11 protein-coding genes are annotated in these 6,289 nt (G+C 69.1%); 10 read left to right on the top strand and 1 reads right to left on the bottom strand.

From position 1 onward, the window contains the following. Positions 1-170: 170 nt before the first annotated feature. Both WFI16_RS26835 and WFI16_RS26830 read left to right on the top strand, forming a co-directional pair. Positions 171-452, top strand: a complete 282-nt coding sequence (locus WFI16_RS26835; protein ID WP_419900914.1) for a hypothetical protein — start codon at positions 171-173, stop codon at positions 450-452. 80 nt (positions 453-532) lie between these two features. After that, positions 533-724: a hypothetical protein gene (locus WFI16_RS26830; RefSeq protein ID WP_419900913.1), complete on the top strand. Its 192-nt coding sequence runs from the start codon at positions 533-535 to the stop codon at positions 722-724. Between the two features lie 272 nt (positions 725-996). Here WFI16_RS26830 and WFI16_RS26825 read toward each other — a convergent pair whose 3' ends face one another. Then, positions 997-1,242, bottom strand: coding sequence for a helix-turn-helix domain-containing protein (locus tag WFI16_RS26825; protein ID WP_419900912.1), 246 nt, complete (start codon positions 1,240-1,242; stop codon positions 997-999). A 150-nt stretch (positions 1,243-1,392) separates the two neighbouring features. On the opposite strand from WFI16_RS26825, the gene WFI16_RS26820 reads away from it, so the two are divergent. The 8 genes from WFI16_RS26820 (at position 1,393) to WFI16_RS26785 (ending at position 6,225) form a co-directional block, all read left to right on the top strand. After that, positions 1,393-1,611 carry a hypothetical protein gene (locus WFI16_RS26820; protein WP_419900911.1) on the top strand — a complete coding sequence of 73 codons (219 nt, stop codon included), beginning with the start codon at positions 1,393-1,395 and terminating at the stop codon, positions 1,609-1,611. Next, complete coding sequence (locus tag WFI16_RS26815; protein ID WP_419900910.1) at positions 1,611-2,297, top strand: hypothetical protein; 687 nt, start codon at positions 1,611-1,613, stop codon at positions 2,295-2,297. Before WFI16_RS26820 ends, WFI16_RS26815 begins: the two co-directional genes overlap by 1 nt. A gap of 17 nt (positions 2,298-2,314) precedes the next feature. Then, positions 2,315-2,668: a hypothetical protein gene (locus WFI16_RS26810; RefSeq protein ID WP_419900909.1), complete on the top strand. Its 354-nt coding sequence runs from the start codon at positions 2,315-2,317 to the stop codon at positions 2,666-2,668. Continuing rightward, positions 2,668-2,886, top strand: coding sequence for a hypothetical protein (locus WFI16_RS26805; RefSeq protein WP_419900908.1), 219 nt, complete (start codon positions 2,668-2,670; stop codon positions 2,884-2,886). The genes WFI16_RS26810 and WFI16_RS26805 overlap by 1 nt, the downstream gene beginning before the upstream one ends. Next, on the top strand, positions 2,883-3,128 hold the full coding sequence (locus tag WFI16_RS26800; protein ID WP_419900907.1) for a hypothetical protein: 246 nt from the start codon (positions 2,883-2,885) through the stop codon (positions 3,126-3,128). Before WFI16_RS26805 ends, WFI16_RS26800 begins: the two co-directional genes overlap by 4 nt. Further along, on the top strand, positions 3,125-4,045 hold the full coding sequence (locus WFI16_RS26795; RefSeq protein ID WP_419900906.1) for a DUF7146 domain-containing protein: 921 nt from the start codon (positions 3,125-3,127) through the stop codon (positions 4,043-4,045). The genes WFI16_RS26800 and WFI16_RS26795 overlap by 4 nt, the downstream gene beginning before the upstream one ends. Continuing rightward, positions 4,035-5,714 (top strand): hypothetical protein, encoded by a 1,680-nt coding sequence (locus WFI16_RS26790; RefSeq protein ID WP_419900905.1) that lies wholly within the window; start codon positions 4,035-4,037, stop codon positions 5,712-5,714. The genes WFI16_RS26795 and WFI16_RS26790 overlap by 11 nt, the downstream gene beginning before the upstream one ends. A 73-nt stretch (positions 5,715-5,787) precedes the next feature. Next, positions 5,788-6,225: a hypothetical protein gene (locus WFI16_RS26785; RefSeq protein WP_419900904.1), complete on the top strand. Its 438-nt coding sequence runs from the start codon at positions 5,788-5,790 to the stop codon at positions 6,223-6,225. The last annotated feature ends 64 nt before the right edge of the window (positions 6,226-6,289 follow it).

Genomic DNA, 6,289 nt, shown 5'->3' with positions numbered 1-6,289 from the left:
GAATGCGCGGCCGAGTGCGGCTTGGCTATCTCCAGCTTCTGGCGTGCGGTCCGGGCGGGCCATGTTCCCCCCGCGATTTACGTGACGCCCCGCTGCCCCCGCTGGCGCCGTAGCGAAATCATGGCCTTCTTCGAGGCCCGCCGAGTGGCGGCCGGGCGGGGGGCGAAGTGATGGCCCGCCTCGGCATCGGCTCGGTGGTGGACCACGCTTATGAGATCGCGCTGACGCTTCATCAGCTCGCTGAATCCGGCGCTGACGAAGGTCGGCGGCAGGCCAGGCGCGATTCGGCCACCCTCATCTGCGAGAGGGCCGCCGCGGCGCTCCTTAAGCCGCTGATCCACGACCCGGAAATTTGCGCGCGGCTGGCCCGGGGTATCGCCCTTGAGGCTATGGAGGGCGCTGCGGTGTCATGGGCTGGGTCCGACACGGGTGGCGATGGGGCGGAGGGATGACTAGCACCCTCTCACCCGCCGAGACGCTGGGACAGGCGGCTCTGGCCGCCTCGACCGCCGCTCTGGATCGGCTTCGTGCGATGGCTGGCGACCCACCCGACATCGCCGCGATCTTCGCCGGCAGGGCGGCCTACGAGGCCGCCGCGCCGCTGCTGGAAGCGCTGCTGCCGGGCCGCCAGCTGAGGCATGTCATCGTCAGCGGCATGAGCCGGGAAGCCCTGGTGCAGGCGCGGAAGGCCCTCGCCGACGAAGCGCGGAGGGCGGCACGGTGACGCCGCCCGCCGAGCGCCTCGGGCGGCAGGAAGGGCATGGGGCGGATCTGCCGCTCTTCCGCGCCACCGCCCGTGCGGCCGATCTGGAGGAACAGCGCCGCGAAGCAGGCGCGCAGCTGCGGCAGCGCTTCCAGCGCATCAGCTCCCTGCTCCCTCTGATCAGGGCGCCCGGCTGGCAAGTGCCGCAAGGCACGCCCGCGTCCGACATTGTCGCCGCCTTTGCGCTCTCGGAGGGCATCGGGCCGGGAGGGAAGCGAGCCGTAGTGAACAGCCTAGTCGCTGGCGCGCAGCCTCACGCCGGGACCGCCACCATTTCGCGCGATGAAGTCGACGCCGGCAGTCTCAAGTGCGACGCGGATTGCATCAAGGCTCGACCGGTAGGGCACGCGGCGGCCGGCTTCAAAGTCTCTGACTGTGCTCAAACCGACCCCGGCAGCCTCTGCGAGACGAGCCTGCGACCAATCCAACAAGCCTCTTCCAGCGCGGACTTGAGAGGCGATGATCGTCTGACCAGTCAAAGGTCGGAACTCCAACGAATAACGTTGACAGTAGGCCAAGCGCTCTTAGTCTCGCAACTCCAACGCAAAACGTTGGAGAGCAGCCGAGGGCGCGGCTGGCACCGTCGCCCTCGGCCTGACCGCAATTCTGGCTCTAGGGAAGCTCAGATCATGGCTGACGACGCCTATACCATGCCCAGAAGGGTCTCGCGCACCTTCCCCTCCATACCCGTCGCGGCGCTCATTTACCGACCCGGCTATTTTCGCCGCGCCCTGGCCTACCTGCACTGTGGTGCCCTGCCCCCGCTGCCCCTGCGCAGCGACCTGGTGGGCCTAGCCGTGCCGACGGTGGCGATGGTGCTGGGCCTGCTGATCGGAGGGGCGCGCTGATGGTCTCCCATCTGTCTGCCGCGCCCTCCGCCGGCATGAAGAAGCCCAGTGTCACCAAGGCTGCCGGCACCCTCCGCCCCACCGCAGCGTTTGATGCCGCTTGGGCCAGCCTCGACGACACCCTGGAGCGCCTAGGCGAGGGCCTCGACGTGTTTTGGATGCTGATCGATCCGGAGCGCCGAGGCGGGGAGCGTTTGCCGGCGCAGAATCGTTTCGAATTCCTCATCCGCGCCCTTCGCCAAGAGCACTCGGAAGCCGATGGTCTTCTGCAGCAGCTTGGCGCCCTCGCCGACGCGCTGGAGGCGCAGAGGCATCAATCTGGCCCGGCGCAGCACCCCCGTGGCAGCTGCCAAGCTCGCCGCATTGCGAAGGAAGGCGACAGCAGCCTACCGGATGCCGACCTCATCACCCTCTGCGCCGAACACATCGCCAACCTGAAGGCATACGAGGACAGTCCCGGCAATCTGGCGCCCGAAGCTGATCCTCTTTGGGCAGCTTATGCGCGGACCCGTGATGACGTCTGGGATGCTCAGCCGATGACGCTGAAAGGCATCCTGGCAAAGGCGCACGCGGCGAAGGCTGTCGCCGAAGGCCATGAAGGCCGGGGCGCTCCTTCAGGGTCCCTGGCAGCAGACTTCGCCTGGCAGCTGGTTGATGACCTCCTGCGCCTTGAAGGCAGCCTCTGATGACAGAGAGGCAAACCATGCCGGCTTCCGAAGCCGCCACCCCCTTGCGCAATGATGCCAACCTGATTGCACTCTGCACGGGCTTTGCGAAGGTCCGCGAGCATCGTCTCAAGTGCGATGCCGCGTGCCGGGCAGCGGACGAGAACGACCCGGCGGCCGAGCGGGCCTGGGAAGAGGCCTGCGACGCGGAGACGGCCGCGCTGGAAGGCATCCTGGCCATCTCCCCCCGGAGCCGGCACGGTCTCGCTGCCAAGGCTCGCGTGGCGAAGGCCTTCCTTGCCCAGGAAGGCGACGAAGAGCCCGCGCTGGCTGATCGCTTCGCCCGCCAGATGGTGGAAGACGTGCTGGCCGTGGTCGGGGAGGCGGGATGATGACCGGCCCCCTCGCCTTCCTGGCCACGTCCGCGCCGCTGATCCACGCGATTGCGGACGGCGGCATGGCTCTGACGGTCCTGCGCGACCTGATGCTGGCCATCCACCACGATGCTGCCGAGCCGGAAACGGTTCGGCGGCGCGTCGCCGAGGCCCTGGCCGTGATCGAGGAAGGCAGCAGCGCCCTGCAGCTGCACGACCCGGTGCCGCCATCATGACGCGGCCTGATTTGACTCATCTGCCCGGCGTGGAACGGATCGGCACCGACTTCGCCCGGCTGTTCCACTCGGCCGACAGTGAGACTTTCGACTGGCTGCTGCGCCTGATCCGGCTCGGCATGGCCGGGAGTGCCTCCCGCCGCGTGGTCACCGCCGCCTGGGCTGCCTTCGAGCCTGCCGCGCGCGGCGAGTGGAGCCGTATCAACGCCGCCGGCAGTGGCGGTCAGCGGGGGCACTCATGACCGCCACCGCCCATGAAATCGCCGAGCGCCTCGGCTTGCGGAAATCCTATGGCGGCGCCTGGCGCGGTGCCTGCCCGGCCTGTGGCTACCCCACGACCTTTTCGCTGCGGCAGCAGGACGGCCGGCCGCTGTGGTGGTGTGCCTCCTGCGGCGACAAGGATGCCATTACGGCGGCTGTCCGCGCTGCGCTGGGGCAGGATTGGACGCCGTCGGCCACCCCAGCGCCGGAGAAGCGGCAGGACGCTCCAAGCGCCGCCAGGAAACGCGCCTGGGCCATGCAGCTATGGGACGAAGCGCGCCCGATCAGCGGCACCCCGGCCGAAGCCTATCTGGCTGCCCGCGGTGTGCTGGATGCCTGGCGCGCCTTCCCGATGCCGGAGTGGGGAGAGCAGCTACGCTTCCATCCCAGGACGGCGCATCCCGCGGTCCCGGACAGGCTCCCTACCCTCCTGGCCCTGGTGCGTCGGGCGACCGATGGCGAGCCCTTGGCAGTCCACCGCACCTATCTGCGGCCGGATGGCAGCGGCAAGGCAGCCGTTGAGCCGCAGAAGGCGACGCTGGCCGCGGTGGCGGGTGGCGTCGTGATGCTGCACCAACCCGCCACCGCCGCGGCGCTGGGCATTGCGGAGGGCATCGAGACCGCCCTGGCTGCCTCCTGCCTGATGCAGCGGCCGGCCTGGGCGGCCGTGGCCGCCGGCAACATGGCCCAGCTGGAACTGCCGCCACCGCCCGCTGCGCGCGCTGTGCTGGTGGCTGCCGACAATGACGCGCCGGGACAAACGGCTGCCTGGACTGCCGCGCAGCGGTGGCGGGCAGAGGGCCGGAAGGTGCGCGTCGCCACCCCTGACAATCAAGGCGAGGACTTCGCCGACATTCTTGCCCGGCGCCGGGCACAGGAGACGATGGATGCCCGATGACGGGTTCACCGTGACGGAGGTTGATGGGCCGTCCGCCGCCAATGTGGTCGCACTGCCGGTGAAGAAGCGGAGCGCGAAGGCTGGGCAGGGCGGCAAGCCGGCGAAAGAACGTCGGCCACGCTCCGACAATGCCCGCGACCTGGTGCTTGATGCCGTCCTGGATCTCGGCACGGTCTTCTGGCGCGACGCGCGGGGCGATGCCTATGCCACGGTGCCGCAGGATGTGCGGCTGATGCGCTACAGCGTGCGGGGCCGCGATTTCAAAAACCTGATGCGGCTGATCTATGGCGACCGCTACCCCGTCGAATCAGCCACGCCCGGACGGCCGGCGCGGCCGGGCGCTATCCCGGATCAGGCTTTGAGCGAGGCCATCGGTGCAGCCGAGGCCATGGCGCTGCGCGGCGAAGTGCGTGATCCCCGCCCGCGGCTCTGCCGCACTCCGGATGGCGTGGTGTGGCTGGATCTGGGGGATGACACCTGGCAGCTGGTCCGCGTCACCGCAGAAAGCTGGGAGCTGGTGCCGAAGGCCGATGTGCCGCTGATCCGGCCCGGCGGCCTGGTGCCGCTGCCTGTCCCGAAGCGCGGCGACCCGGTTTCCGTCCTGGCCGAGCTCGGCAGCATCCTCAACCTCCGCCCTGGCGAAGGCGGCAAGGCCAGCTCCGAGCTGCGGCTGGTGGTCGCCTGGCTGGTGGCCAGCATCTATCCGGAAGGGCCTTTCCCCGTCCTGGCAGTGGATGGTGAGCAGGGCTCCGGCAAGACGACGGCCAGCAAGATGCTCCGCCGGCTGGTGGACCCGAACCACGCCGATGCCCGCGCCGCGCCCCGCGAAGAGCGCGATCTGGTTATCGCCGCGCGCAACAGCCGCGTGCTGGCCTTCGACAACCTCTCCAGCCTGGATGCGGACATGGCCGATGCCCTGTGCCGCATCGCCTCGGGCGGCGGCTTCGGCGAGCGGATGCTCTACACCAACGGGGAGGAAAGCACCGTCTTCGTGCAGAACCCAATTCTGCTGAACGGCATCCCGTCCCTGTTGGCACGCGGCGACCTGGCTGACCGGGCCATCAGCATCACCCTGCCGCCGATCCCCGACGACAAGCGCAAGCCCGAGGCGGAGGTGTGGAAGGACTTCGAAGCGGCGCGTGCCGGCATCCTGGCGCTGCTGCTGGACGGCCTGCGCACCGCCATGGCGCGGCTGCCCAACCTGCATATCGACCGCCTCCCCCGCATGGCTGACTTCGCCCGGCTGAGCGCCGCCATGGCGCCGGCCTTCGGGTGGACGGAAGCCGAGATGCTGGCCGCCCTGGAAGAAAACCGAGCGGCGGCGGTGGCGGGGGTGATTGAGGCCGATGCGCTGGCGCTCGCCATCCGCGGCCTCGCCGAAGAGCGCGGCCGGTGGATGTGCTCCCCGACCGAGCTGCTGGAAGCCCTCAATCAGCGCGTCTCAATGGACAGGATCAAGCAGCGAGACTGGCCGCGGGACGCGCCCTCCTTAGGGAAGCGGCTGCGGCGCCTAGCGCCTGCCCTGCGGCGCAGCGGCGTGCTTCTGCAGCAAGAGGGGGGCGGTCGGAAGGGGCGCCACGTCGTCATCGACTGGGCCGGTGCCGCAGATGCCAGCCAGAGTGCCCCCGCCACCGAGCCGCCGGCCGCGACATGGACAGGCGATCTGTAGCCCGCCCGGTCGCCGCCATGGTCGGAACAGGCGGAACAGCTCGTCCCTTGTCCTGGTTTGGGGGAGGCGCCGCATGAGCCAGCATCCCCTGATCCAGCGCGCCGAAGAAGCTGGCGTCAGCCTCTTCCTGGAAGGCGGGCGGGTGCGGTGGCGAGCAAGCCAACCACCGCACCCGGATCTACTAGTCGCGCTACGGGCCGACCTCACAGCCATTTCCGCCGAGCTTGCAGTGACTGAGCGGGAAGCGGAGGCAGCCAATGCTGAGGCTGAGCTTACATTGTTCCCTGCCGCCACTGCCGCAGCGCCTGTCCTGCTGCCACCCCTGCCTTTTCGTTCACCGCGCATTTGGGAGCCGCAAAGCCTGGAGGCGCGGGCGGTATCCTACGTCAACGAGCCCGGCGCCGAGATTGTGTCTGGATCTCAAGGCTGGCTCTACGTGACGCTATTGGATGGGCGGTTCCTCTACCTAGAGCATAATCCGATCATTCTGGTTCATATCCTGCGGCGGTGAAGTAGCTGGCACACTCCTGCGGTGAGAACTGCGGGAGGGCGTCACGGATGGCATCCCAGAGCGC

This window comes from Roseomonas sp. USHLN139 (assembly GCF_037145735.1).
In the GTDB taxonomy this organism is placed as follows: domain Bacteria; phylum Pseudomonadota; class Alphaproteobacteria; order Acetobacterales; family Acetobacteraceae; genus Pseudoroseomonas.
The sequence above is the reverse complement of the archived record's forward strand: the minus strand, read 5'-3'. Positions and strand labels throughout refer to the sequence as shown.